Origin of the sequence: Prevotella sp. P5-126 (genome assembly GCF_002251185.1) — a bacterium.
GTDB lineage: Bacteria > Bacteroidota > Bacteroidia > Bacteroidales > Bacteroidaceae > Prevotella.
Map to the genome: position 1 here is coordinate 1 of NZ_NPIZ01000009.1, position 26,287 is coordinate 26,287.

Annotated in this window: 15 protein-coding genes; 5 read left to right on the plus strand and 10 right to left on the minus strand. The window is 46.8% G+C overall.

The genetic code is table 11. The features are described from left to right. Positions 1-724 precede the first annotated feature (724 nt). From CIK90_RS01070 to CIK90_RS01080, 3 genes are read left to right on the plus strand one after another with little or no spacing between them, the layout of a single operon-like run. Entirely contained in the window at positions 725-2,197 is a 1,473-nt protein-coding gene (locus CIK90_RS01070; RefSeq protein WP_094389935.1) for an ATP-dependent RecD-like DNA helicase, read from the plus strand. Further along, on the plus strand, positions 2,194-2,757 hold the full coding sequence (locus CIK90_RS01075) for a 4'-phosphopantetheinyl transferase superfamily protein (RefSeq protein ID WP_094464104.1): 564 nt from the start codon (positions 2,194-2,196) through the stop codon (positions 2,755-2,757). Before CIK90_RS01070 ends, CIK90_RS01075 begins: the two co-directional genes overlap by 4 nt. Positions 2,758-2,788: 31 nt before the next feature. Then, positions 2,789-3,310 (plus strand): peroxiredoxin family protein, encoded by a 522-nt coding sequence (locus CIK90_RS01080; protein ID WP_371327162.1) that lies wholly within the window; start codon positions 2,789-2,791, stop codon positions 3,308-3,310. 531 nt (positions 3,311-3,841) lie between these two features. On the opposite strand, the gene alaS is transcribed toward CIK90_RS01080, so the two are convergent. Both alaS and CIK90_RS01090 read right to left on the minus strand, forming a co-directional pair. Next, positions 3,842-6,505: an alanine--tRNA ligase gene (alaS, locus tag CIK90_RS01085; protein WP_094464105.1), complete on the minus strand. Its 2,664-nt coding sequence runs from the start codon at positions 6,503-6,505 to the stop codon at positions 3,842-3,844. A 734-nt stretch (positions 6,506-7,239) separates the two neighbouring features. Then, complete coding sequence (locus CIK90_RS01090) at positions 7,240-7,593, minus strand: helix-turn-helix transcriptional regulator (protein ID WP_094390545.1); 354 nt, start codon at positions 7,591-7,593, stop codon at positions 7,240-7,242. A gap of 588 nt (positions 7,594-8,181) precedes the next feature. On the opposite strand from CIK90_RS01090, the gene CIK90_RS01095 reads away from it, so the two are divergent. Next, the gene (locus CIK90_RS01095) at positions 8,182-9,471 is read left to right on the plus strand and encodes an ATP-binding protein (RefSeq protein ID WP_094464106.1); all 1,290 of its coding nucleotides are present in this window, start codon (positions 8,182-8,184) and stop codon (positions 9,469-9,471) included. 245 nt (positions 9,472-9,716) lie between these two features. Here CIK90_RS01095 and CIK90_RS01100 read toward each other — a convergent pair whose 3' ends face one another. Genes CIK90_RS01100 through CIK90_RS01120 form a run of 5 tightly spaced genes read right to left on the minus strand, consistent with a single transcriptional unit; the run spans position 9,717 to position 18,406 of the window. After that, the gene (locus tag CIK90_RS01100; RefSeq protein WP_094464107.1) at positions 9,717-11,162 is read right to left on the minus strand and encodes a BACON domain-containing protein; all 1,446 of its coding nucleotides are present in this window, start codon (positions 11,160-11,162) and stop codon (positions 9,717-9,719) included. A 30-nt stretch (positions 11,163-11,192) separates the two neighbouring features. Beyond that, a complete protein-coding gene (locus CIK90_RS01105) occupies positions 11,193-12,503 on the minus strand; it encodes a DUF4302 domain-containing protein (RefSeq protein ID WP_094464108.1) in 1,311 nt (436 codons plus the stop codon). A 10-nt stretch (positions 12,504-12,513) separates the two neighbouring features. Continuing rightward, positions 12,514-13,404, minus strand: a complete 891-nt coding sequence (locus CIK90_RS01110) for a putative zinc-binding metallopeptidase (RefSeq protein ID WP_094464109.1) — start codon at positions 13,402-13,404, stop codon at positions 12,514-12,516. Between the two features lie 23 nt (positions 13,405-13,427). Then, positions 13,428-15,059, minus strand: coding sequence for a RagB/SusD family nutrient uptake outer membrane protein (locus CIK90_RS01115; protein WP_094464110.1), 1,632 nt, complete (start codon positions 15,057-15,059; stop codon positions 13,428-13,430). Between the two features lie 41 nt (positions 15,060-15,100). Next, positions 15,101-18,406: a SusC/RagA family TonB-linked outer membrane protein gene (locus tag CIK90_RS01120; RefSeq protein WP_094464111.1), complete on the minus strand. Its 3,306-nt coding sequence runs from the start codon at positions 18,404-18,406 to the stop codon at positions 15,101-15,103. Positions 18,407-19,077: 671 nt separating this feature from the next. On the opposite strand from CIK90_RS01120, the gene CIK90_RS01125 reads away from it, so the two are divergent. Then, positions 19,078-19,428, plus strand: coding sequence for a MerR family transcriptional regulator (locus tag CIK90_RS01125; RefSeq protein WP_094434214.1), 351 nt, complete (start codon positions 19,078-19,080; stop codon positions 19,426-19,428). A gap of 187 nt (positions 19,429-19,615) precedes the next feature. Here the strand turns inward: CIK90_RS01125 and CIK90_RS01130 are convergent, their stop codons facing one another. From CIK90_RS01130 to CIK90_RS01140, 3 genes are all read right to left on the minus strand, one after another. Beyond that, positions 19,616-22,888, minus strand: coding sequence for a S41 family peptidase (locus CIK90_RS01130; protein ID WP_254046239.1), 3,273 nt, complete (start codon positions 22,886-22,888; stop codon positions 19,616-19,618). Positions 22,889-22,973: 85 nt separating this feature from the next. Then, positions 22,974-23,948 carry a pectinesterase family protein gene (locus CIK90_RS01135; protein WP_094434210.1) on the minus strand — a complete coding sequence of 325 codons (975 nt, stop codon included), beginning with the start codon at positions 23,946-23,948 and terminating at the stop codon, positions 22,974-22,976. 43 nt (positions 23,949-23,991) lie between these two features. Continuing rightward, complete coding sequence (locus tag CIK90_RS01140; protein ID WP_094464113.1) at positions 23,992-26,262, minus strand: bifunctional (p)ppGpp synthetase/guanosine-3',5'-bis(diphosphate) 3'-pyrophosphohydrolase; 2,271 nt, start codon at positions 26,260-26,262, stop codon at positions 23,992-23,994. Positions 26,263-26,287: the final 25 nt, after the last annotated feature.

The window sequence follows — 26,287 nt, forward strand, 5'->3', positions numbered from 1 at the left end:
AGAATTTTATCTGTCTCATTGTTGGACAGAACCCCTCTCGTAGATTTGCTCGGCAAAAGCGAACCTGCCGAGAAGTTACAAACTGTAAGAGAATTAAGTCTTAAATTTATTTAGTGGACACTAGTGATTAAAAATAATGGTCAAAATATTTGGATTTTAACATAGAAAGCGGATGAGTTTTTTAGTTGCTTCGCAAGAAATCTTTTGGGGAAATCTTATTTAAGATGTTGCTTCGCAAGAAATCTTTTGGGGAAATCTTATTTAAGATGTTGCTTACGCAAGAAATCTTTTAGGGAGATAGCAATCTTAAATAGATTTCTGGACCGTTTAGGTCCTTATATCTTACATAAAGATTTCCTCCAAGATTTCTTGCCGACAGGCAACACCAAATATAATCTTTAACTAAAATCCTTACTAAAATACGCTCGATACAATGCTTTAGTGAAGATGTAACGGCCGTGCATCATCTGCACTTCTATCCAATTTTGCAAACTATCTGGCTGCATATCTTGTAATCTATAACATAATAGAGACAAAAAATGTCCCCTTTGGCTTCTCTGATGCAAAATTATATGAATTCTACGTATCTACAGCATACAGAATGAATTTTTTATAGGAATTTAACTTGTACACCGCGTGATGCAAGGAAAAATCACAGTCATCAACGTTAATCATCCCAAAATGCTTTTCTATTTCTGCAATATTTCGTAACTTTGACCACCGTATGATCATCGACGAACTGATTTACCGCATCAGACATAACTTCTGTCATGTGCCAACCGCCGAACAAGAGCAAGCCATAGGGCAGTTTGCTTCCTTCATGACCAACCGTCGTGAAGAAGCTGTCATGGTGTTGCGCGGTTCGGCAGGAACAGGTAAGACCACTCTTGCCGCAGCCATTGTGAAAACCATGGCAGAACTGCAACAGCGGATGGTGTTGCTTGCTCCAACAGGTCGTGCCGCCAAGGTTTTCTCGCTCTATTCGGGCCATTCAGCCTATACCATCCATCGTCGCATCTATCGGCAGCAGTCGTTGGAAGGGGCATTCTGCCTCAATTACAATAACACACAAGATACGCTGTTCATCGTGGATGAGGCTTCGATGATAGCCAACGCATCGACCTATGGCGATACACCCTTTGCACAAGGTCAACTGTTGGACGACTTGATTCGCTTCGTCTATAACGGGCGCAACTGTCGGTTGATGCTCATCGGTGACCGCGCCCAGTTGCCACCAGTGGGCGAAGACGAGAGTCCTGCACTAGTGGGTGATATCCTGCGAGGCTACGGACTGCATGTCAGCGAGTGTGATCTCAATGAAGTGTTGCGACAGAGTCAGGATTCAGGCATCCTCTACAATGCCACTACCATCCGTCGGATGTTTGATGCCATGGAGGAATATGGCGACGTATCGTTGCCGAAGGTACGCTTCGAAGGCTTTGACGATATCCGCTTGGTGATGGGCGACGAACTCATAGAAACATTGGCAGGAAGCTATTCGGAGGTAGGACTCGACGAGACCATGGTCATCACCCGATCCAACAAGCGTGCCAATATCTACAACCAAGGCATTCGCAATATGGTGCTCGGACGGGAGGATGAACTGACCACTGGCGACCAGTTGATGATCGTGAAAAACAATTATTACTGGAAACTGCCCACCACCGGACAGGCTACCGATGCCAGCGAAACCTTTATTGCCAATGGCGACAGGGCAGAGGTGCGTCGTGTGCGCAACATCCGAAAGCTCTATGGCTTTCGCTTTGCCGATGTGACGTTGGCATTCCCCGATTATGACGATGCCGAAGTGACAGCCACCATACTGCTCGACACGCTGACATCAGAAGCTCCCGCACTGACCCGCGACCAACAGGAACAACTCTTCCAACAGGTGATGGCAGACTATGCCGACATTCCCACCAAGCAGGAACGCTTCAAGCAGCTCAAGCAAGACCCTTATTATAATGCGCTACAGGTGAAGTTTGCCTATGCCGCCACCTGCCATAAGGCACAGGGAGGACAGTGGGCACACATCTATGTGGATCAGGGATATATGACCGATGAGATGCTCACTCCCGATTATATCCACTGGCTCTATACCGCCTTTACCCGTGCGTCGGAGCGCCTCTATTTAGTCAACTGGCCCAAGACGCAGACCGACAATACGCATCAAAACCCTCAAGAAACAGCCCCATGATATATCTCAACGACCATTTAGACCAACTCGATGTGGAGCACGCCCTGTCACTCCTGTCGGAACAGCGCCGCCAACAGGCTTTAGCTTTCAAGCACGACCTTGGACGTCGCACTTGTGTGGCAGCCTATCTGCTGTTGTGCGAGGGACTGCAACGGGAGTTTGGCATCATGGAGCCGCCCGTGTTCTCTTATGGCGAACACGGCAAACCGTTTATCGTGGGGCATCCAGACATCTGTTTCAATATGAGTCATTGTCGCGAGGCAGCCATCTGTGTGATTGATTCCTATCCTGTGGGCGTCGATATCGAGTCGATGCGCGGCTATCGTGAGGCATTGGTGCGCCACACCATGAGTGATGACGAGCTGCTGCAGATCGGACAATCAGCCAATCCGGAACTGGAGTTTGTGCGCCTGTGGACGATGAAAGAGGCGGTGCAGAAGCGTTCGGGCGAAGGCATCCGCAGCGATATGAAGTCTGTGCTCGATGGTGCGGGCAGGGTAGATACCGTGGTAAGCGCCGACCAGCGCTATGTGTATTCGGTGGCGTATAGTGATCAGTGAAAACAATATTATAGATAAAGATATGAAGACAATGAAACAATTATTATTGGCGGTGATGGTGATGATGACCGCTTCGGTACAAGCACAACAGACAGAAGAGGGAGACCTCGATGCCAAGTATGCCACAGAATTGGTGAAGGTGGGTAGTGTGGCACCTGATTTCACGATGCAGACCATCGATGGAAAACCGTTCTCCCTGTCGGAACTGAAGGGTCGTGTGGTAGTGCTCGACTTCTGGGCATCATGGTGTCCCGACTGTAGAAAGGAGGCTCCTGCCGTTGTAGAACTCTATAAGAAATATAGCGACAAGGGTGTTGCTTTTGTCGGTGTGTCGATGGATACCAATGTTGAGGCGTGGCGTGCAGCGTGCGAGAAATACGGCATTACGTATCCTCAGGTGTCGGAGTTGAAGAAGTTTCATGATACTGATATCTCTAAGGCTTATGGTGTGAAGTGGATTCCTTCTATTGTCGTGATTGATCAAGATGGTAAAGTGGCGCTTGCTACTGTTGTGACGGAACGACTCGCCAGTTATCTGGAGGCGCTCCGGTAACTTTTTATCACACGGAAATCACGGAAAGATTTTATCCACGGAAGACACGGAGAACACGGAAATCACAGAAAAAAGGATTTTGGTTAAAGATTATTTTTAAGATTTTCGTTAAGATTTACACCATAGGTTATTTTTGTCGTGACTCAGCATAGTGAAAGCGCGCTCTCACTCTGTCTTCGCTACTCCAAAAATTCGAGCATCTCCGATGCGATCCCTATAAAAAATCTTCCCAAAAGCGAGGTATTCGAGCGCATTTTGTTTAAGATTTTCGTTAAAGATTTTATTTGGCGCCAACAAGGTTTCTACTTTTATCCTTACAGGACGTAGGTTAGGAATGTGCATTGTGTCCGCAGGGCGTTGCCCTGGGCTAAGGAAACCATTGGGCTTTCAGCCCGTTGTCCTTTGCCTTCGATGCTTCAGAATTGCTGTGTGAATTTCATTCGTGCAATACATGGGATATAACAACGAGCGACGCACCGTGAGTCAACTACTCGCGGCGCGTCGCTTTATGATGTGGCTGGAAACAGGCAGTTAGAGTTTTGCCAATTCCACAACCTTGTCGATAGCAGCATTCAGACCGTCGGTATTCTTACCACCGGCAGAAGCGAAGTGAGGCTGACCGCCACCGCCACCCTGTATGAGTTTGGCAGCTTCGCGAATCATCTGTCCAGCGTGGAGACCCTGCTCCTTCACCATATCGTCGCTCATCATGATGCTCAGCATGGGTTTGTCGGCACTGATGGTACCAATGACACAAAGCAGATGTGAGGGAACGGCTTCACGAATCTTGAATACCAAGTCTTTGGCAGACTGAGCGTCGAGAGGCAATACTGCCTTGATGAGCGTCACTCCGTTGAGCACCTGAGCCTTCTCTACGAGTTTGTCTTTGGTGCGCTCTACGGCTTGTGCCTTAAACTGCTCGATATCCTTCTTCATGGTGTCGTGCTCATCAATATACTTCTTGATGACACCCTGCAGATCCTTTGCATTGTTGAAGAATGCACGTACAGCCTTCAGTGTGTCTTCCAACTGATAGAGCATTTCCTCGCAGTCCTTGCCAGTCTTAGCCTCGATACGACGGATGCCGGCAGCCACGCTGCTCTCGGTCAGTATCTTGAAGAAGCCGATGCGACCTGTTGAAGTGGCGTGGATACCACCGCAGAACTCGCATGAAGGACCGAAGCGCACTACGCGAACCTTGTCGCCATACTTCTCGCCGAAGAGGGCGATGGCACCCAGTTGCTTGGCTTCCTCGAACGGAACGTCGCGATGCTCATCGATATGGATGTCCTGACGAATCATGTCGTTGACGATACGCTCCACCTGACGCAGTTCTTCATCGGTCACTTTCTGGAAGTGAGAGAAGTCGAAGCGCAGGGTATCGGCGCTGACATACGATCCCTTCTGCTCTACATGGTCGCCCAATACCTGGCGGAGGGCATAGTCGAGCAAGTGGGTTGCCGTATGGTTGGCAGCAGAAGCGTCGCGCTTGTCGGTATCTACACAAGCCATAAATTCGGCAGTGGGATCCTTAGGCAACTGCTTCACGATATGGATGCTCTGGTTGTTTTCGCGCTTGGTATCGATGATTTCGATGGTTTCAGCCTCGTTGACGAGTACACCGCAGTCACCTACCTGTCCACCCATCTCTCCGTAGAAAGGAGTGTAGTCGAGCACGAGTTCATAGAATTCGTTCTTCTTCTGTGTCACCTTGCGGTAGCGCAGGATATGACAGTTGTATTCGGTATAGTCGTAGCCCACAAACTGCTGTTCGCCAGCCATGAGTTCGGTCCAGTCGGAGTTTTCCACAGCGGCAGCGTTGCGTGCGCGATCTTTCTGTTTCTGCATTTCAGCGTTAAACTGTTTCTCATCCACCGAGAATCCGTTTTCGCGGCAAATCAGTTCGGTGAGGTCGAGTGGGAATCCGTAGGTGTCGAACAGTCGGAATGCCTGAACGCCATCCAATTGGTTTTTACCCTCAGCCTTGAGTTTCTCCATAGCATCGCCAATCATCGAGATGCCCTTTTCCAGTGTGCGCAGGAAAGAGTCTTCCTCCTCCTTGATCACCTTGGTGATGAGTTGTTGCTGGGCTTTCAGTTCGGGGAAAGCGTCACCCATTTCGTGTACCAGTGTAGGCACGAGCTTGTAGATGAATCCCTCTTTCTGTCCCAGGAAGGTGTATGCATAGCGCACGGCACGGCGCAGGATGCGGCGGATGACATATCCTGCCTTTGCATTGGAGGGCAGTTGACCGTCGGCTATAGAGAATGCCACGGCGCGCAGATGGTCTGCACAGACGCGCATGGCGATGTTGATTTCGTTCTGCTCCTTGCTGATGGGGTTGGCAGTCTCTTCCTCAAAGGTGAAATATTTCAGTCCTGTCAGGTCTTGCTCAGCCTTGATGATGGGCTGGAACACGTCGGTATCGTAGTTAGAGTGCTTGCCCTGCATCATGCGCACCAGTCGCTCAAAGCCCATACCCGTATCGATCACGTTCATGGAGAGCTTTTCGAGTGAACCGTCAGCCTTGCGGTTGAACTGCATGAACACGAGGTTCCATATTTCAATCACCTGTGGATCATCCTGATTGACCAGTTCGCGACCAGTTTTTCCACTGGCAGCTTTCTGTTCTGGAGTTCGCGAGTCAACGTGGATTTCCGAGCATGGACCACATGGTCCCGTATCGCCCATCTCCCAGAAGTTGTCGTGCTTATTACCATTGATGATATGGTCTTCTGGCACGTGCTTCGCCCAGTATTTTGCTGCTTCTTCGTCGCGTGGGATATTCTCCTCAGGTGAACCTTCAAACACGGTCACGTAGAGGTCTTCTGGATTCAGTTTGAGCACACTGACAAGGTATTCCCATGCCATATCGATAGCGCCTTCTTTGAAATAGTCGCCAAACGACCAGTTACCAAGCATTTCAAACATGGTGTGGTGGTAGGTGTCGTGACCCACTTCCTCAAGGTCGTTATGCTTTCCGCTGACGCGCAGACACTTCTGAGTATCGGCACGGCGGCGTGGTTCGGGCTCTCTTGTGCCCAGGATAATGTCTTTCCACTGGTTCATTCCAGCATTGGTGAACATCAGTGTGGGGTCATCCTTGATGACCATCGGAGCCGATGGCACGATGGTATGTCCGTGCTGTTCGAAGAATTTCTTGTACGACTCTCTGATTTCGTTCGCTGTCATCATTGTCTTTTCTACAAAGTTTATCCCCCATCTGCCACATAGTGGCGGATGGAGGCATTGGTTATGTTTTGTTATTATATATTCTTCATCGTTGTCTTATAACTTGCCATCGGTTCAATGGGCAAATTCCCCGTTGTATGGTCTTGCACAGGTTGAAGCCTTTGCCTACCGATGCCACATGGCTATGAGCCACATGGTTATATATATTATGCAAAATTACGGAATTTTTCTCCAACTGAAAGTTGGTGCAATACAAAATTATATATAATTAACAGTTACGCACGTTCATTTTTTCGTGTTAATTAAGGTTAATGGTGTGGAAATTTTCAACAATGGCAGATATCCCCCTCGTTTGTCCGCAGAAAAGCCATGATTGTCTTCTTGTTTGCGGACTGTTGTTGACGGTGTTGCGGTCGTCGGTATAATATGTTGAGAAACAGATGTTTCATATAAACATGCAGCAGATGCGAATGCAAAGTAAATTGATTTGCTCAGTAAAACAAATTGATTTCCTTTGCAAAGTAAATTGATTTGCTCGGCAAAACAAATTGATTTGCTGAGAAGAGCAACTTTCGTTTGAGACGTGAAGCAGTTCTTTAGTGCACGAAAATCATCGTGACAGTAGGGCAAAATCATTGAAATTGCCGAGTAAATTCATTGAATTTGCTGACCAAATTCAATGAGATTGCTGACCAAATTCAATGAATTTGCAAAACAGCGCACTATCCTTTTGACTGTCATGCACTTGCAACGGCCTTGTTTTGCTGGTCGCGAAACAGCGATGGCGATACGCCATATTTGCGCTTGAAGGCAGTGCAGAAGTGGCTTTGGTGCTCGTAACCCAGATGATAGCCGATGGTGGAAACGGGTTCGTCGGTATTGCACAGCAGTTGCACAGCCATTTCCATGCGCAGATTAAACAGGTAGCCGAACACGGTAGTGCCAAACGACTGCTTGAAACATCTCTTCAGCGTACATTCGTTGGTGCCTACGAGAAGAGCCAAGCGGTGGAGACTGGGCATGCGCTGATAGTTGTGATGGATGAAAGTGCGGGCGTTGTCCATTTGGATTTGAAGTGTTGAGGTCATCATTGTTGCTTTTGGAATTAATGGTTTGTTGTTTTCTTAGACGTTGTCCCTCCATCGGTTGGAAGAACACGCTGCAAAGTTATGTCAACTCCGAAAACCAAGCAACAATGCGGCGCGACGGGTCTGTGACCTGCCTTGCAGTCACGCAAAAGTCACGTTGTTTGCCATGAAAATCCTCTATGTCACAGCATTTTTCTCTTGTTGCAAAAGCATTATGATGGTCGGTTGTTGGTCAGTTGGTGGTCGAATGGTGGTCGAAACGCGTCAGGATAAAGTCATCGAACACCCATTAAGTCACTGTTTCTCTGTCGGTTAAGCGGTATTGGTGGTCGAGTGGTCGATTTTTTCGACATCGCGTGTGCCTGTATGCGCACGTGTGCGCGTATGTGTGCGAGAAATAATAAGGTCTTTATCTCTCTCCGCTCCTATAGATTTCCGCCAACTGCCACAACGAAAATGCGCCAACTGCCACAACGAAAAAGCGCCAACTGCCACAATATGGAGGTAAAATAACAAGATTTAACGATTATATGGTGCTGATATACAATTAAATATCGTATATTTGCATCAGAATAAATAAAAGCTATAAAAATGAAAGAATATAAGGCGAGAATTGCAGACAAAATATTAGCAGAAAAGTTGGAAGCGATGGGTGCAGTGCTTATCGAAGGACCCAAGTATTGCGGTAAGACGACATTAGCATCTCAGCAAGCTAACAGTATATTGTCTATGTCTGATCCCGACACCCTACAACAGAATATGGCCATGGCAGAAACCAATATCAAACTGTTGCTCCGTGGCGACACTCCACGACTTATTGACGAATGGCAGATAGCACCAAGGTTTTGGGATGCGGTGAGAAATGAAGTGGATCAGCGTGATGAAGATGGGCAGTTTATACTGACAGGGTCTGCTGTGCCTCCAAACTTCGATGAGATATTTCATACTGGTACAGGACGTTTTGCTTGGCTCAAACTTCGTACCATGAGTCTTTGGGAGTCTGGTGACTCTACTGGTGAGGTAAGTCTTGCAAGAATGTTTGCCAACGATGCGGAAGATTATTTTGTGGAAGGCATCAATCAGATAGATTTAGAGCGTTTGGCTTATCTTACATGTCGTGGCGGTTGGCCAAAGGCACTGAATAAGAAGACAGAAAAGGCAGCACTCCAGCAGGCAATCGAATATTTTGAGGCTGTTACAAGCTTTGATATTTCTCGTGTCGATGATGCCAATCGCGACAGTGAATTGGCACGACGGATTATGCGATCGTATGCACGGAACCAAGGCAGTCAGGCTACTGCAGGAACTATATTGGCTGATATTATAAGTAATGAAAGTTCTGAGATCAGTGAGAATACCATCTATTCATATCTGAAGGCTTTGAGGAAAATTTTTGTGATAGAAGATTCTGTTGCATGGAATCCTAATCTGCGAAGTAAGGCTGCTATTCGTACATCCGATACCAAGTATTTCACAGACCCTTCGATAGCTACTGCTGCATTAGGTCTTGGCCCCAACGATTTGGTGAATGACTTGAATACATTTGGTTTGATCTTTGAGACATTGTGTGTCAGAGATCTGCGTGTCTATGCCGATGCCATTGGCGGCACAGTATTTCATTATAGAGATAAAAATGGTTTGGAGTGTGATGCTGTCATCCATTTGCGTAATGGAAAGTATGGATTGGTAGAGATAAAGCTTGGTGGCGACAAGTTGATAGAAGAGGGTGCGAAGACCCTTACTGCTCTTGCAGACAAGATTGATACGACAAAGATGAAAATACCTTCGTTTAAGATGGTGCTGACAGGAGTGGGGCAATATGCCTTTCAGCGTCCGCAAGACGGGGTGTATGTAGTGCCAATAGGCTGTTTGAAGGATTGACAAAACCTGATCGGTCTTTGGAGTAAATTCAAAGCGGGACATTCCTAAAGGTAGTAGGAGTGTCCCGCTTTGTATGATATGGGTTCAAAACAGCCATTTGATAGACAAGGAAACAAAGTTTTTTCCTTCAAATGCAAAGGATGAATAAAAACAAAAAAAAGTGGACGGGCACATGCCTCGTCGGCATCTCCCGTCCACCAATCATAGTGAGAGTGTGTTTTGTTAGGTGTTTATATTCTATCCATTTATTTCAGTGGTCTTAGAATATTCTTCAATACTGCAGGACGTGCATACTCGCCGTTAGGCAGCTGAATGGCACAACCATTCTTATTCGCATACTTGGCAGTGGTGCCCTCAGGATTACTCATCAAGTAAGGCTTGCTTAATGCAAGCAGAGAACCTATATTGTTGGCTGTGCTAAATGCTTTAGCACCCATGGCCTGGAACAACCAAGTGTCGATCTGGTTAGTGACTTTATTGTAGGTCCAGGTACCAGCCCAGTCGATGATGGTTACTACATCACCTGATTTCAGCTTGTCTGCATAAACAGTACCCGTCGATGCTGCGTTGGTAACTGTAGCAGTTGACCAAATCTTATTGGCTCCTCCGAAGAAGTTACCCCATGCCAGATACAGGTAGAAAGTTGTTTCTCCGGTACTCCATTCTCCCAGATAGGTACCGCTGTTGGCTGTTTTCACAGTCCTGGCAGTTTTGTTGACGGTCAGAGGAATAGTATAGGCACCGAAGTTTTTGAATGGTTTGATGCTGATACCCTTATCGGTGACATCGGCAGGGAAATAGTACCATCCTTCCTCTTCTACGTCGTAGAACAGGAAATCGTATGTTCCTGAGAACTGATCGGCAAAGTCGAGCTGGCTCACATAGAGTGTCTTCTCTGATTTACCTGACTTCACGGCAACCTCACCTACACGGCGCTTAGTAGCGTTGGCAGCAACCGAAACCTTGATCACATTGCCGGTGATGCTGGCGGTAATCCAGTCAGCCTTGCTCTCCACGGTGACAGGTTTGCTGTGGGAAACGGTAACAGTCTTGCTGCCGGCAGCGTTGCTCAGTATGCTGGCAACATTGGTGGAGAGGCTGAACTTCATGGCAGCCTGGTTTACGAAGAGGGTATCTTCCAGTGCACCGCTGGTCACCAAGATCTTACCCTGACGGGCAACGTCATAGTCGTTTGATGCAACTTCAACCTTGATAGAATCGCTCTTTGCGTTAACCGAAGCCTTAACCCAGTCGGACAGGCTCTTTACAGTAACTGAACCGACAGCCTTTGCGATAGCTACGTTGTAAGAAGCGTCGAGGTCGGTGGCTGCGAGTTCATTGCTTTCCAGTGCGAGCATACCGCCAGTCTGTACGATACTTACCAGATAGGTGTCACCGTTGGCAGCCTTTACATCAATGTGTGAGGCACGTGACTCGCGGGTAGGGTTGGCTGTTGCACTTGCAGTCAGCACGTTGCCGTTGATAGTGGCGGTGAGCCAGTCAGCAGCCGAAGCAACTGTCAGTCCTTCGCCAGTGAGGGTAATATCTACCGAACCGCCAGCGGCAGGAATAGTCGTTTCCGATTTTTCCACCTGAATGGTGTTGACTTTCTCTGTGAAGTCGTCGTCGCCGCAGGAAGCCAGCGTGAGGCTTCCTATGGCAAAGACGATCAGACTATATATCTTTTTCATACGCTTATAAGTCTATTATGTGATTTAATATTAATGCTTTCCCGGATAGAGCACAGGGTCCTTCACCAGTTTGATGACATTCTTCGCATTGTTCTGGTCAGTCAATGTCATTACGGTAGGATTGTTAACATCGTCAGTACTCAGCTTGAAAGTAGAGAGGAATGGTGTGTAAGCATCTTCGAAGTTACAGTAGTTCGCATAGTATGTACCGTTACTTTCGTAACCGTTGAAATCGAAGGTGATGACATCTGGTTCGTTTATTGGAGCATCAACAGCGAATGTTGCAACACCGGCGTATCTACCTCCGCTGAGGAAATAGAAACCATAGTTACCTTTATAGGTTCCGATGTAGCAGTAGTTCACGTCTTCACCTTCGCTATCCTTACAACCATCAATGAATGACTGCAAACCAGGACCAGCTACTTCACCTATATTGCTCAGAGCAAGATACCAGTTGCCTGCCTGGAAGATATCGCTCAGATCCTTTGATAAGCTAAAGGTCTTCGACTCGTCGTTGGAGACTACGATGGTGTTGGCTGTCAGTACATCGTTGACGGTAGCAGTATCTTTTGCGTTGATGCCTTTGAGTGTATCGCCAAAGAGTTCGATAGGTTCGTTGAAGAGAACACCCTTGTCGGTAGATGTGAAGGGGACAGTCAGTGAGGCTACTTCGCCCTTATCATCTACATATTTCACTGAGTATTCGCTTGAACCAGGATAGAACTTAGCCTTTTTGTCGCCAACAGTATAGGCAAGAATACCTGTGTTGGTCAGACTCTCAGCCATCTTAGATGCAGCATCGAAGTATTCAGCTACGGGACGGGTCAGACGCTCAAGAACGATGGTGTTGTTGAACTTCTTACCTTTGAGGGTAATGGTGTTCTGATCCTCGCTGATGTTCATGATGACAAACTCATAGTCGGCTTCCCATCCGTCAACATCTGTTGGAGCACCGCTTCCAGCGGGGTCACCATAGATATGGAGCAGATCATTGTAGGTATCGAAAGCGAGTACAGGACCCTGGTCGCGCGTAATCTTATAAGTAGAAACTGCTGACTTGTAGGAACCGTCAGAGTTTGTTGCAGTTTCGTTGTACATCTGTACCTTACCGTCGGTAAACTTCATGGCAAGGTTCAAACCGCCATAAGCATATTCCCGACCAGCATAGTAGTGCATGACCCAACCTTCCTGTGAGCTGGTCAACACTTCCTTGGCATTGGCAACTGCTTCGTTGATACGCTCTGCAGCCGACTTGTCGAAAATCTCGTCGTCATCGTGCAGACAAGACTGAAGTGACAGTCCTGCTACGGCAAACATGATATAGAAAAATATTTTCTTCATAGCGTTGTCTTTACTTTAAGTGTTCGAAATCAAGTTTCTTGTATTCCACAGCACGACGCTGAACTACGGCACGCAACTCTTCAAGGTCGATGTTCCAGTTCTGGCGCATATAGGTGCGGATGTGAGCCAGTTTCTGTTCGATGATGGCCTCTCCTTTTTCGCCGGCTTTCTCCATCTTGGAATTCCATAGCGCATCATTGTTGGTCAGATACTGTGAGTAGAGCTCTGCATAGTCTTCACGAGGTTCGTTCATTGCGTAGTTACGGATAAATCCGAGTGGCAGTGCCTGTGTGTCGGTGTTGTACTGATACCAGTCACCGCTGACATAGTTACCTTCTGAGATGAGGTCAAACGAAGTATCGTATGGCTTCTTCTGGTTCAGAATGTGCTGGAACTCATGGTGCAGAGTGGTGAAGTACCACTGGTTCAGTGCATCATAGTCGTCAAGCTTGATTGCAGAACCCAGGTTGTTCACATTGTAGAGGGTAATTTTGTAACCGCCCTCGGCAGTACCCATCACAACGGTTCCGTTGTTTTCAATGGCAAGTGAACCGATGAACTGCAGTACACGTGGGGTGTTGGCCTTCACGAAGTCAGGACCTGCTACCTCAGCGTATGCGTCATACCAAAGGTATTTCACAATCATGGCCAGCTTAGCACACTTGGCAGAGTCTGCTGGGGTCAGTGTGTATTTGTGGTCAATCTCGGTATCCTTCATGCGGTAGAGCACCTCTACGTTGTAAGGATAGGTGAAGTTTTCCAGCAACCACTGCTCAAAGGCATCGGGCTTGGCTTCGTCGTTCACAAAGATGCTGTTGCCGGAAGGCTGGTCACCGTCTGAACATGCCGTGAAGCTGAGTGCTGCAACAACGGCAAACAGGATGAAATATATCTTTTTCATTGTGTTCTTGATTTAGTGTGTCGTTACTTTTTAATCTCGTAGATAAAACCAGAGTCCTGCATGATGTTACCGCCCTGGTCTTTCACTGTAATACGGTCGTTAGGCTCCAAACCAGAGGTGATTACATCCTGAGGCAGCTGGATGGCACGACGTGGATCGTCAACAGTGAGTGAGTCGGTTACAGCAGAGATAGTGAAACTTGTGTTGGTCTGGCGACGGTAAATCACAATACCATAACGTTTCACGTCCTGCATACGGTATCCTTCGCCGACTTCCATGATACGACGCAAGTGAAGAATGGCCTGAAGCAGTGCTTCCTGGTCTGAACCCTCGGCATCGATGGTATAGACGGGTTTTACGAAGTGCTTCTTAACGGTGGCTTTCTTTGGAGTGTAATAGTTAACACCATTGTAGAAGTCAACGATTTGCTTCAAGGTGAAGGTCTTCGGATAGTTCTGATAAATCTTCATGATGGTGTTGTAGTCATCAACGGCTTTCTGCAGTTCGCCACTCAGCGCATAAGCCTCGGCGCGCTCTAACAGAAGTTGCTCAGTGGTGAATACGGCATACTCAGCATGGGCAAATCCGATACCAGCCTGAAGGTCGGTGTATTCAAACTCATAGGGCACCTTGCGATGGAATAGGTTTGCCAATGCGGTGTTACTCCATACACGCTGTTTGAAAGTAGAGTTGGCTGCGCCGAACGGACCCTTAGAGGCAATATCCTCATCGTAGGTGATACGGTAGCTATGAGCATATTTCTCACCGTATAAGTAAGGACCAGAGATGGCTCCCCATTCTGAATATACGGTCTGGAGCAGGAAGTTACACTTCTCGTCGGCAGATACCCAAGCCTCAGGACGAATCTGTTGGTTCATGTTAAGAGCTGCGTAGGCATCCCAATCACGGGCTTTGGCAGTAGGATCGGCGCCCAATACTTCTGTTGCATAGGTGATGGCCTTGGCGAAGTCGCCCTTGTAAAGGTAAAAACGAGCGGCAAATGCTTTGGCGGCTTCGGTATTGAAGTGGAACTTAGGTTTGCTGTAGTTGCTGCTCACCAAAGGAAGACCACGCTGCAAATCCTTATCAATCTGACCATAGAGATCCTCCATAGTGCCACGAGTATATACTGTTCCTACTACCTTTTCTGGATGTATAGGATAAGGCAGACCCAAATCTGTTGAAGCAGTAGCAGGATTGTAAGCCTTACAGAAAACGGTAGAGAGTTGGAACATAGCATAAGCACGGCAGAGCAGAGCCTCACCCAACTGTTCGGTATACTCAGCAGGGCTACCCTTTCCCTCAATCAGGTCAATGGCAGCATTGGCAGAAGCAATGGCGAGGTAATGACGGTTCCAAAGTTCCTGAGGTGATTCATCTTCACCTGTTTCAGTGATGTCTTCCCAGTTGTAAGCCTGAGCCTGAAAACGTGATGCTTCTGACCATGAAGGGTTGACACAGTCATCGGTATTGTCTGAATACATCTCCAGCAGATAGGCAGGGTGTGAGCTGGGGTAAGCACTTACCAATAGACTGCTGACATCGCTTGGAGTCTGAAGCTCCATACGGTTGTCGGGTAACTTGTCGAGCCAATCGTCACACGATGTCAAGGTAAGGCCCAGTGCAATGATTGAAAATCCTATATATTTTTTCATATTGTTGTTCTTTTGTTTGTTTCGTTATTCCATTACCTTGATTAGAAGCCAACTTTAAGAGTTGCAGTGAACTGCTTGGGCACAGGAGCTGATACACCACCAGAGCGGAAGAACTCAGGATCCTGACCGTTCAACTTCTTGTCGGCATAGATGAGGAAGAGGTTGGTGGCCTGCAACTTCAGAGAGAGGTTGGTCAGAGGCTTAATCCAATTCTTGGGGAAATCATACTGCAGAGAGATTTCCTTCATGCGGATGAAGTCACCCTTGGCAATGCGTACATCTGAGTAGTTGTAGGCATTGTAACCATAACGCAACTGTGAGTTGTTGGTGTACTGTGCATAACTCAAGATGACAGGTACGTTGGTCTTCTTCTCGTCGCCAGGAACCATCCAGCGGTTTTTGAACTCCTTGGTCATAGAACTCAGGTCGTTATAAGTGGCTGAGAATACAGGATCGAGGCGAACTACATTACCAAATGAGTAGGTGATGAAGAGGTTCAGGGTGAAACCTTTATATTTGAAGAGGTTGCCCAAAGAACCCTGTACGGTAGGATCGGTAGGACCTTCATACTTCAGGTAATCAACCTTGTCGCGCTCCTGGAAGTTGATGTTGTCGGTGGTGATTTCTCCTGCTTCGTTGTAGAAAGTAGGAAGACCGTTTTCATCAAGTCCTGCGAAGGGGATAGAGAACAGTGAACGTACGGGATAACCTACGCGGCGTCCACCGAAGTTGGTGATCATATCAATCACACGGTCCTGGCTTGCCAAGTTGGTAATTTTGGTCTTGGTGTGAGAATAAACCAAAGAGGTGATCCAGCTGAAGTCCTTCAACTTGATGTTGGTAGAAGAAATAGAGAGTTCCTCACCATGTGATTTCATGTCGGCTGCGTTGGCCCAGCGGATAATCTGACCACCGATACCCTGTGTGGCAACAGGACCGATTTCATCATAGTTCTTACGAGTATAGATATCAAACGATACGTTGATGCGGTCGTTTAAGAAACCTGCTTCAACACCGAAGTTGAACTCGTTCTTCTTCTCATAAGTCAATTCGCTGTTCTCAAGGTCTGAAAGCTGGATACCAGTTTCCTTATCGCTGGTGAAGATGCGGTAGGGGTTGAAAGCCTTGAATACGTTGGTTGAACTTGTATAAGATGTGGGAGGAGGTGTGGCGGTCAGAGAGTAGCTGGCCTTCAGTTTCAAGTGGGAAATGGTTGGCTCCCATGCTTTGAAGAATTTCTCCTGGTCAACATTCCATGAACCTGCAATGTTCCAAGTCGGTGTCCAACGAGCAGAACGGCTCTTACCCATGGCGTTTGAACCTTCATAACGAACGGTTCCGTTCAACACATAACGGTTGTCGTAACCATAGGTGGCGTTGGCGAAGAAGGCTGCCGAACGTGAGTTGGTGTTTGAAAGTGAATAGTAGTCGGTGTTCTCTTCCAAGCTCTTCTTGAAGAACTGATAGGTGTAGTAAGGAATTTCACCCTTAGCATACTGCATACCCCAACCGTTGAACCATGATCTTGAACGCTGGATTTCGGTTGTCTCCATACCACCGAACAGGTTTACGTAGTGGATGTCGGCAAAGGTATGTACGTAGTTGGCTGTTGCACGGAAGTTGTAGTCGCGCATGCGGTTGTCGGTGCGCTTGTACATACCACCTTCGGGCAGTACAGAAATAGGGAGAGAGTATAGTACGTCTTTATCAGTATAGAGGTACTTGTTGGCATCGCGGATGATGGTGTTGTCCATAGCGCGATAAGCCTCTGCCTGGTTTGAGCTGTCGAGAATCTTATATTCCTGTGAAGTGGTGGTGTATTTCAAAGCACCAAGTACAGCAATCTCCAAATCCTTGATGGGCTTGTATTTCAACTCTGCCTGGAACTTAGCATCGAGGAAGTTGACATCGATGAAGTTGGTTTCCAATTCGTGCAGAATGTTGAAAGCTGCATAGTTACTATGATAATAGGTGTCGGGATCGAGTGCACGTGAAGTGTTCAACGCATAAGAGTATGGGTTGATATCGAAGTCACGCTTTACATTACCTGATACAACATCGACGTCCTGACTCAGAGTACCAGGAGCGCGCTGACTACGGTAACTACCGCTACCGATGATGTTCAGTGAGAGGTTGTCGAGAATCTTGTGGTTCACGTTCATGTTCAAGGTGTAGCGGTCAACCTTTGACTGCTTGTACCATCCTGGGTCGGTCATGGCACTGACTGAAGCATAGTAGTTTGACTTGGCTGTACCACCGCTCATGCTGACAGAGTGGTTCTGCTGGATGCTGGTAGAGAAAAGCTCGTCAAACCAGTCGGTGTTGCGGAACTCTGCATTTGCCAAATAGGCATTCTTGGCCTCTGTAGTATTAGCCAAAGCGAAAGCGCCGGTTGATGGATTGTAGGTGTTGATCAACTCATACATCTTACCATATACACCATAGTCGCTACCATTCAGTGTGTTGCTGAGGTTCAACCATCCTTTATCGTACAACTCACGATAGATACCCATCTGATCCTGAGAGTTCAGAATGTTGAAGTTACCATAGGTAGGTTTCAAACGCATGGTGAATTCACCAGTATAGTTGATGTGTGCTGTACCTGCCTTACCTTTCTTGGTGGTTACTACAATCACACCGGCCATGGCACGTGCACCATAAATAGAGGTGGCAGAACCGTCTTTCAGAATCTGGAACGACTCGATATCATCTGAGTTCAAACCAGCAATGGCTGAAGAAATAAGGGTTTCTGGGTCACCTGATGACAATGCATCAGAGTCAATGTCGGTTACGTCTTCCATGATAACACCGTCAACTACCCACAGTGGCTTTGAGGAACCGTAGATAGAGGTGGCACCACGTACACGAATCTTTGGTGCTGTACCGAAGGTACCACTGACGTTCTGTACAGATACACCAGCAGAACGACCTTCCAGTGAACGCGAGATATCGGCGATACCATTAAGAATGGCATCCTCGGCATTCACACGGTCGGTAGCACCAGTAAACAGACGACGGTCGGTCTTCTGCATACCAGTTACAACCACTTCTTCCAGCTCTGCACTGGGGCGAAGGCTGATAGACATCTTGGCTTTAGGAGCCAGTGTCTGTGTTTCCATACCAATGTAACTGACACTAATCTTTTTACCTGCAGGTACTGAAAGACTGAACTTACCATCAGCATCGGTCACTGTTCCTGAGCGCTGGCCCTGAATAATGATCGAAGCACCGATGATTGGTTCACCGTCTTCCTGAGATACTACGGTACCTGTTACTTTTGTCTGTGCCAACACTCCTCCACATAGAAGGAAGATATTGACCAACAAGATAAGCAGTTTCTTTTCCATAAAAACTCTCATTTTGATTAAAAATTAAACATATCACTAAATTATACTCTGAATAACTATTTTGTGTTGTCTCGAATGACAAGCGTTGTGTGATCGTGAATAACTATTTTTGTTCCTATTTAAGTTCTTTTTACAAATTAACATGGTGCAAAAGTACAGTAAATTGTTCTAATTACCAAATATTATATGATGTTTTTTATATAAATCATGAAAAATTCCACGAATAAGGTAGAAAATCAATGGTGAAAGCATGAAATCGTAAGATAAAACATGAAATTAACAAAAAAATGTTAGTTTGCAAAGATTGGTTAAAACCGTGTGCCGTTTTTTTACATATTTTAGGAGCATATCATAATATTAGAATGGCATGGAAATTTGATTTTTTGTTCACTTAATCGTATCTCTGCAACATAGTTGCGAAGATACTCACGTTCGGAAAACCTCAAATAAATTTGGTTTTTCGCTCACTTAATCGTATCTTTGAGGCGTTGCCTCTTAGATACTCACGTTCGATAATCTAAAAGAAAAACGTGTTTTTCTTTTGGATTTTGCTCACTTAATCGTATCTCTGCAACATAGTTGCGAAGATACTCACGTTCGGAAAACCTCAAATAAATTTGGTTTTTCGCTCACTTAATCGTATCTTTGCAAAGAAATAAACCGATACGATTATGGCACTCAACTTGAACAAGAATCTGAAGATGTATTATTCTATCCGCGAAGTGGCGGCTATGTTTGACGTTAACGAAAGCACATTGCGCTACTGGGAAACTGAATTTCCTACGCTCAAACCAAAAACTTCGGGACCGGCAAAGATACGACAGTATCAGCAAAGCGACATCGATCTGTTGCGCACAATACATAATCTGGTGAAGGTGCGCGGTTTTAAGATTGCTGCAGCCAAGAAAATTCTCAATTCCAACAAACGAGGTACTGCCAACAAAACTGATGTATTAAGCAGGTTGATTGATATCCGAACGGAATTGCAAGCACTGAAAAAACAAATGGACTATCTTGTTTGAGATGGTCCTTTTGTTTGAATATAAATCCTCATGAACAATTCTTTTTGTTTGAATACATATATATATTGAGTCCTAATGGTCGAATTGGGTGAACTCAATATGATTATGACCGGTTGAAATTGAAAAACGCCCCAATCCATAGAGGAGTTGGGGCGTAATATATTTATAGGTATTTGTGGATGGAATCCTACAATCCTGCTTGACGCATCATCTCACGAACAGCAGTTTCCAACTGTGGGTCGCGACCGTTGATGAAATCTTCGGGGGTGTTGTAAACCTCGATGTCGGGCAAGAGTTCTTGGTTTTCCATATAGTTGCCACGCATATCCTTCTTACCAATCTGCGGAATACCGAAAACGAGGGTGGGGTCCATCTGGGTTTCCCACCATACACTGGTAGCTGTACCTGCCACAGGTGTACCGATGAGTTTGCCAATGCCCAGTTCGCGATATACCCAAGGGAATCCCGAACCGTTACTATAGCAGTCTTCATCCATCAAGATGCAAGAGGGAGCTACCCATTTGTTGAGTGGGTCACGTCCCACATATTTGCCACGTGGTACGAAGTTGTGATAGAGTTTTCCGCTGAGCAGGGTGCAGAGGTCGTCGTGAAGCCAACCTCCACCATTGTGGCGCTCGTCAACAACTACAGCCTTGCGGTTGCGGTTCTTGTCGTTGAGCAATTTGCTATATACCTTGCGGAAGTTTTCGCTGTCCATAGATTCTACATGCACGTAAGCAACCTGTCCACCGGAAATGCTATCTACCAAGTGTTCGTTGTGTTCTACCCAACGTTTGTAGAGCAGAGTCTGGAGTTGGCCTTGGCTAATCGCTTTCACATTGATGGTCTTACGCTGTCCGTTACGGGGATTGTAGATGCTGAGGCGGACAGACTTTCCTGCTTTGCCGTCGAGCATCCAGAAGTAGTCGGCACCTGCTTTGATTTCATGACCATCGATGCTCTCGATGATGCATCCTGCCTTTACTTCAGAACCATGAAGTGCTAATGGGCTGCGTTTGATGACTTCTTCGATGCGCAGTCCGTCGCCGTCATATTGCTGGTCGATGAACACTCCGAGACTTGCAGTCTTCAATGTGGCACCAGCAGTGCGGTAACGTGCACCAGTATGTGAACCATTGAGTTCACCGAGCATCTCGCTCAACATATCACGGAAGTCGTAGTTGTTGTTGATATGTGGGAGAAAACGTGCATAGATGTCACGATAGCCTTCCCAGTCAACACCATGCAGTTCGGGATCGTAGAATTTCTCTTTGACTTGTCTCCAAGTGTGGTCGAACAGATATTGGCGTTCTTCATAGCCACGATAGTTGGATGGTGCATCAAACTCGACAGTCTCTTTCTTGTTTTTCGCAAGGTCGAGTTTCTTGATGCCTCTTGACAACAGATAGATGTGCTTGAATGAAGCGTCAGCCTGCATATTGCCATAGCCCACATTCTTCATTACCAGTTCGGTCTTTTCTTCAAGGAGGTTATGACACCAGAGGTCGTAACCGTCTTCGAAGCGTGACTGATAATAGAGCGTGTCACCCTTAGGACTGAGTATGGCGTCGCCCAGATGACTTGAGTTGACGGTGAGACGGATGATACGGTCCTGACAGTTGTCAAGGTCGAATACCAATGGTTTGACGGCAGGCTTTTGAGTGCCCTTGTCGGTTTTGCTATTCTTGTTGTTTTTGCTGTTTGCTTTTGCAGATTTGCTCTGGCTGTTGTTTGCCTTGCGAGCTTCTGCCTGCTTCTTATCGTAGATTTCCTTCTCCTCTTTGCTCATTAGGAAGCGCTCGTAGGCTTCTTGGTCGAGGAACATGATGTATTCATCGCTTTCAGCTCCCCAACTGCCATGACTTCTATAACCGGCACGGTCGCTCTGGTAGATGATGGCTTTACCACCCAATGCCCACCGAGCATTGTCGTCGCTATAACCGCTGTTGGTCAGGTTGAATACGGGTTTCTGACCTGAAGCATCAACTAGTGCTACATCGGGACTATGCCATCCACCGTTGCCAATATAGCTTGCCAACAACCAACGGCTATCGGGACTCCATTCAAACCATAGGTCGCCATCGGTATAGCTGCACTGATATTTTCCATCGAGCACGGTGCGTACCGAACGACTGGCGATGTCGAGTACACGCAGGTCGCCACGGTCTTCGAAGAATGCCAGTTGTTTACCATCGGGACTGTACTTTGGCTGTTGTGAAATATTTTGTCCGTCGGTGAGACGTTCTTCTGTCAGATTGCTGCTATAGGCAAACTGTGACTCTGATTTCTCTGTCAGTGTAGTGCGGTAGATCTGCCATACTCCATTGCGCTCAGAAGAATAAGCAATGCTGCGTCCATCAGGTGAGAACGAGAGGTCGCGCTCCTGTTCTGGAGTATCTGTAATCTGACGAGTAGTGCTGTAGTCGATGGCTGTCACATAGACATCGCCATGGAGAATGAAGGCAATCTCCTTGTTGTTGGGAGAAAGGCAAATCTCTGTTGCACCAGAATGTAGTATTCTGCGCACTACGCTACGGTCGTTGTTGTCGGTTGTGATATTGATATTGACCTTACGTTCCTGTCCGTTCTGCATGACATAGATTTCGCCGTCATAAGCATAGCACAAAGTGCCCTTCTTGTCAGCAGTAAGGAATCGTACGGGGTTCTTGGTATGATGGGTCAGTTGCTGTTCGCCACTGCCATCGGTATTGCGCTTCCATACGTTGAAAGTGCCGTCTTTCTCACTCAGATAATAGAATGAACGACCATCGGGAGCCCATACCGGATTGCGGTCTTCGCCACGGAAGGAAGTCAGCTTGGTGTATTGTCCTTTGCAGAGCAACCAGATGTCGCGAGTAATAGCCGACACATGGTGTTTGCGGAATGGGTCTTCATATCCTTTCACATCATGATAGAGCACATCGCCATTGGCATTGATGCTTGGCTGTTCCATGGTGATGGTGGAGTAGAGTCGTGGACGTCCGCCAGTAGTACTGACCTCATAAACCTGAGGGAAGGTGCTGCTTGCGAGTTGGCTCGACAAAACGGCAGGCATCATATTGGCACTAAAGAGTACGTGTTGTGCATCGCTAAATACCAATGGAATCTCATTGCCACTATGTGTGGTGAGTCGGGTAGGCGTTCCGCCGGTAGCCGGCATGATATAGACATCGAGACTACCTTCGCGTGCAGAGGCAAAGGCAATGTTTGTTCCGTCAGGACTCCATACCGGATAAGCATCATAGGCACTGTTGGTCGTTAGCTGACGGGCATTGCCACCATTAGTTCCCACTGTAAAAATGTCGCCTTTATAGGAAAAAGCGATGGTCTGTCCGTCTGGTGACAGGGCGCAGAAACGCAACCATAGCGGTGTTTCAGCACGTGATGACAGAGGCATGGCCATTAAGAACAAGGCCATGAACAAGCGGCAAGCCGCTGAAAACACGTTGTGCATAGTCATAGTTTTTTTTGATAAGTAATTGATATTGATAGTAATGATTATGACGGAAAAGCTCGGACTCTGTCACACTATCCCTCCGTTAGCTTTAGGGTAGGGGCGTCCAGTTGTCGTTGCGAGCAAAGACATTAGCCACTGTGATTTTCTGTGCTTCCTTCTTGGTGAGTTGTTTGCTCCATGTGGCACGCTTGCCGGTGGCAGCACCTTCACCTTGGTTGTTGTATTCCATGTAACGTGCGGTCTGTTTAGCCTCTTCGCGCCAATGATGCCAACCCTCTGGACGTATCTGTTGAGGCAACTGGCAGTTCATGAAGAGTGTATAGCCATAGTCTCTCCATGGACGTCCGAGATATACTTTTGTTACATCGGGTGCTGTAGTGATGCGACAGTTGTTGAAGATGTAACCGTAGGTCACCTCTTTTGGCGTTGAAGCCGCTGTGATATATGAATTAGCTTTGCAGTAGATGTCGCAGTTTTCAAACCATGCTGTTGAAGGACCGAAGATAAAGTCGGTAGTACCTTCTATATAGCATCCGGAAAAATAGAGGCGTGTGCTGGCATTACCTGTATAGATGGTGTCTTGATGTCCCAAGAATCGGCAGTTGACAAAAAGCAGGCAGTCACCTTCGGTATGTAGGGCTACAGCCTGTCCGAGTCGTGCAGAATTGTTCTCGATGGTAATGTTCTTCAAAGTGATATGACTACCTCCTATGCGCAAGGTATAGGTACGGAAAGTTCCCATGCCTTTACCGATTTCTGGTAGATATACGTTGGCATGGTCATCCCATGTGATGATGGTATTGTCTCGGTCTTCTCCACATATTTCTATATTGGTGAGCCACTGTGGAACGGTGAGCTTCTCTTTATAGATACCCTTTTTGACATAAATCACTTTGTGATAGTCCATAAAGGCGCGGCACACCTCGATAGCTTCTGCCACATTGCGGAAGCGTCCCGTACCATCACGTGCCACTACGATGGTGTCTGGGTTGTCAAAATTCTCTTTGGCCTCCATACCGACTACGGCACATAAGGCATAAATCATGCAGATTAGTTTTTTCATGTTGTATAGCAGTTTGATGTTCAGTTATAGTCCATACCGACGATCACATAATCTGTGACACGTCTTTGACGTCCTCAATCTTCTTGAGTTTATCCATGATAATCTTGGCATCTTCTCTGTCGTGGACGCGCAGTTCGATAGATCCGTCGAAGAGACCTTCCTCGCTGGTAATAGAGAATTTATGGATATTGACATTGAGTTGTGAGGATATGATGCTTGTGATATCCATAACGATACCGACACGGTCGATACCTTGTATGCGGATGCATGCGTCGAAGAACAGTTTCTTGTGCATATCCCATTTGGCATCGAGTATGCGGTTGCCATAGCTGGTCTTGAGCTTAGCAGCCACAGGACAGGCACGCTTATGTATTTCGATACGGTGCTTGTTGTCGATGAATCCCAGGATATCGTCACCAGGAATAGGGTGGCAGCAATGTCGGAACTTATATTGTCCGATATTGTCGTCGGTGATATAGATTGGTTTCTTGCGGTTGAAGTTTTCTGGAACCACAAAGAATTCCTGTTGTGTGGTATCCTCTTTCTTCTGTTGCTTGCTACGTCCGAGGAACGGTACGAGTCGTCGCCAACCTTTTATAGTGCTTGGATTGTTCTTGCCGTGCAGTTCGTCGAGGTCTTTTTCTCCCAGCAGAATAGTCTTCTCTCCCAGTGCTTGAAGCAGTTCCTCGCGGTTTTTCACTTCATGGAACGCAGCGAGTTTATCAATGGTAGCAGCGGTATTCTCTATCTCGTTCTTGGTCAGGAAGGCATTGAGTATTTCTTCGCCTTGTTTCTGCATCTCTCTGCCGTCACGTCTGAGTATGGCTTGTATCTTAGCTCTTGCCTTGGCGGTAGATACAAAGTTGATCCACGAAGGTTGTACGTGTTGTGATTTCGATGTCAGGATCTCCACTTGGTCACCACTGTTGAGTTTATGGCTCAGCGGTACCAGTTTATGATTTACCTTTGCGCCAATACAGTGAGAGCCTAAGAAGGTGTGTATGCTGAATGCAAAGTCGAGTGCTGTACATCCTGCAGGCATCGTTTTGATTTCGCCTTTCGGTGTAAACACAAAGATTTCCGATGCGAAGAGATTGAGTTTGATAGCATCGAGGAAATCCATAGCATCGGGTTGTGGGTCGTCAAGAATTTCCTTGATGGTACGCAACCATTCATTGAGTTCGCTCTCATCTTCAGTGTATTCGTTCTCTTCGCCCTCTTTGTATTTCCAGTGTGCGGCAAATCCCTGTTCTGCAATTTCGTCCATACGGTCGGAGCGAATCTGCACCTCAATCCATCGTCCTTGTTTTGACATCAGGGTGACATGGAGTGCTTGGTATCCGTTGGCCTTTGGGTGGTTGAGCCAGTCGCGCAATCGGTCTGGGTGCGACTTGTATATCTTAGAGATAGCAACATAGATGTTGAAACATTCGTTGACCTCCTCCTCACGTTTCTCAGGTGTGAAGATGATGCGCACTGCCAGTATGTCGTAGATTTCGTCGAAGGTCACATGTTTATTCTGCATCTTATTCCAGATGGAATATGGTGTTTTGACGCGTTCTTTGATTTCATACTTGATACCCATCTTCTTGAGTGCCTCTTCGATAGGAGCTGTAAACTGGTCGAAGAGTTCTCGGCGTGATGCTTCTGTAGATGCGAGTTTAGCCTTGATGCTATTGTATTCGTCGGGATGTTCATACTGGAAACTCAGATTTTCCAGTTCCGATTTGATTTTGTTCAGTCCCAAACGGTTCGCCAATGGTGCGTAGATATACAGTGTTTCTCCTGCAATCTTGTATTGTTTGTTGGCAGGTTGCGACTGCAGTGTGCGCATATTGTGCAGTCGGTCGCATATTTTGATGAGTATGACCCGGATGTCATTGCTCATAGTGAGCAAGAGTTTCTTGAAGTTTTCAGCTTGTGCCGAAGCCTGTTCACCGAATATACCTCCACTGATTTTTGTCAGTCCATCAACAATTTGTGCAATCTTTGAGCCGAAGATGTTTTCTATATCTTCGGTGGTGTAGTCTGTATCTTCCACCACATCATGCAGCAATGCAGCACATATACTTGTAGAACCGAGTCCCACTTCTTCGCATGCGATTTGTGCTACGGCGATAGGGTGCATGATATAGGGTTCCCCCGACAGTCGGCGGACACCTTTATGTGCTTGTCTTGCAAAGTTGAAAGCCTTCGTGATGATGTCCACTTTCTTGCGGTGACGTGATGCCAAATACGTATCCAACAAGTGTTGGAAGGCTCCGTTAATCAATTCATTGTCGGCTGTTTCCTTGTTTTTGATGTCCTCGTCCATTGTCGTTTGCCAATTATAGGTGAAT

Coding starts and splice junctions, on each gene's coding strand:
- CIK90_RS01070 (WP_094389935.1), top strand. CDS start 725: ATGATCATCGACGAACTGATTTACCGCATCAGACATAACTTCTGTCAT.
- CIK90_RS01075 (WP_094464104.1), top strand. CDS start 2,194: ATGATATATCTCAACGACCATTTAGACCAACTCGATGTGGAGCACGCC.
- CIK90_RS01080 (WP_371327162.1), top strand. CDS start 2,789: ATGAAACAATTATTATTGGCGGTGATGGTGATGATGACCGCTTCGGTA.
- alaS (WP_094464105.1), bottom strand. CDS start 6,505: ATGATGACAGCGAACGAAATCAGAGAGTCGTACAAGAAATTCTTCGAA.
- CIK90_RS01090 (WP_094390545.1), bottom strand. CDS start 7,593: ATGATGACCTCAACACTTCAAATCCAAATGGACAACGCCCGCACTTTC.
- CIK90_RS01095 (WP_094464106.1), top strand. CDS start 8,182: ATGAAAGAATATAAGGCGAGAATTGCAGACAAAATATTAGCAGAAAAG.
- CIK90_RS01100 (WP_094464107.1), bottom strand. CDS start 11,162: ATGAAAAAGATATATAGTCTGATCGTCTTTGCCATAGGAAGCCTCACG.
- CIK90_RS01105 (WP_094464108.1), bottom strand. CDS start 12,503: ATGAAGAAAATATTTTTCTATATCATGTTTGCCGTAGCAGGACTGTCA.
- CIK90_RS01110 (WP_094464109.1), bottom strand. CDS start 13,404: ATGAAAAAGATATATTTCATCCTGTTTGCCGTTGTTGCAGCACTCAGC.
- CIK90_RS01115 (WP_094464110.1), bottom strand. CDS start 15,059: ATGAAAAAATATATAGGATTTTCAATCATTGCACTGGGCCTTACCTTG.
- CIK90_RS01120 (WP_094464111.1), bottom strand. CDS start 18,406: ATGGAAAAGAAACTGCTTATCTTGTTGGTCAATATCTTCCTTCTATGT.
- CIK90_RS01125 (WP_094434214.1), top strand. CDS start 19,078: ATGGCACTCAACTTGAACAAGAATCTGAAGATGTATTATTCTATCCGC.
- CIK90_RS01130 (WP_254046239.1), bottom strand. CDS start 22,888: ATGACTATGCACAACGTGTTTTCAGCGGCTTGCCGCTTGTTCATGGCC.
- CIK90_RS01135 (WP_094434210.1), bottom strand. CDS start 23,948: ATGAAAAAACTAATCTGCATGATTTATGCCTTATGTGCCGTAGTCGGT.
- CIK90_RS01140 (WP_094464113.1), bottom strand. CDS start 26,262: ATGGACGAGGACATCAAAAACAAGGAAACAGCCGACAATGAATTGATT.